The sequence below is a fragment of the Exiguobacterium sp. s6 genome, from assembly GCF_018618155.1.
Lineage (GTDB): Bacteria > Bacillota > Bacilli > Exiguobacteriales > Exiguobacteriaceae > Exiguobacterium > Exiguobacterium mexicanum_A.
In genome coordinates this window covers 1-761 of record NZ_JACSLN010000012.1, presented here as the reverse complement: position 1 = coordinate 761, position 761 = coordinate 1, and the positions used below count along the sequence as shown (strand labels likewise).

The window sequence follows — 761 nt, the reverse complement described above, 5'->3', positions numbered from 1 at the left end:
GATATAGCTCTTTAAAAATGACGAAGCTTGCGCTTCATTCAAAAATTGTAAAACATTTTTGCCTCATCGTTCAGTTTTCAAAGTTCGTCAGTTTAAAAATTGGTGGAGCCTAGCGGGATCGAACCGCTGACCTCCTGCGTGCAAGGCAGGCGCTCTCCCAGCTGAGCTAAGGCCCCAAAAGTTATGATGGTCGGGAAGACAGGATTCGAACCTGCGACCCCTTGGTCCCAAACCAAGTGCTCTACCAAGCTGAGCTACTTCCCGAAATAGATGGTGCACCCTGAGAGATTCGAACTCCCGGCCTTTAGATTCGTAGTCTAACGCTCTATCCAGCTGAGCTAAGGGTGCGAGACGAATGAACTTTCATGGGATATTAAGATGGTACCGAGGGCCGGACTTGAACCGGCACGAGGAAACCCTCGCAGGATTTTAAGTCCTGTGCGTCTACCAATTCCGCCACCCCGGCAAGGTATAATTCATGCGGTAGACTATTTTAAAAATGGTGCCGGCGAAAGGATTCGAACCCTCGACCCTCTGATTACAAGTCAGATGCTCTACCAACTGAGCTACACCGGCAGGTGTAAATGGTGGAGGATGACGGGATCGAACCGCCGACCCCCTGCTTGTAAGGCAGGTGCTCTCCCAGCTGAGCTAATCCTCCAAATATGTAATGCCTGGCAACGTCCTATCCTCACAGGGGGAGACCCCCAACTACTTTCGGCGCTGAAGCGCTTAACTTCCGTGTTCGGCATGGGAACGGG

At 51.2% G+C, this 761-nt stretch carries 6 tRNA genes and 1 rRNA gene; all 7 read right to left on the bottom strand.

Annotation, left to right across the window (positions count from 1 at the left end):
• Positions 1–100: 100 nt before the first annotated feature.
• A tRNA-Ala gene (locus KNP75_RS15635) sits at positions 101–176 on the bottom strand.
• 11 nt (positions 177–187) lie between these two features.
• Positions 188–264: transfer RNA gene (locus tag KNP75_RS15630), tRNA-Pro, on the bottom strand.
• Between the two features lie 7 nt (positions 265–271).
• Positions 272–348: transfer RNA gene (locus KNP75_RS15625), tRNA-Arg, on the bottom strand.
• A 31-nt stretch (positions 349–379) separates the two neighbouring features.
• A tRNA-Leu gene (locus KNP75_RS15620) sits at positions 380–466 on the bottom strand.
• Between the two features lie 34 nt (positions 467–500).
• A tRNA-Thr gene (locus tag KNP75_RS15615) sits at positions 501–576 on the bottom strand.
• A 9-nt stretch (positions 577–585) separates the two neighbouring features.
• Positions 586–661, bottom strand: a tRNA-Val gene (locus KNP75_RS15610).
• A gap of 11 nt (positions 662–672) precedes the next feature.
• Positions 673–761: ribosomal RNA gene (gene rrf, locus KNP75_RS15605) — 5S ribosomal RNA — on the bottom strand; the annotation flags it as partial.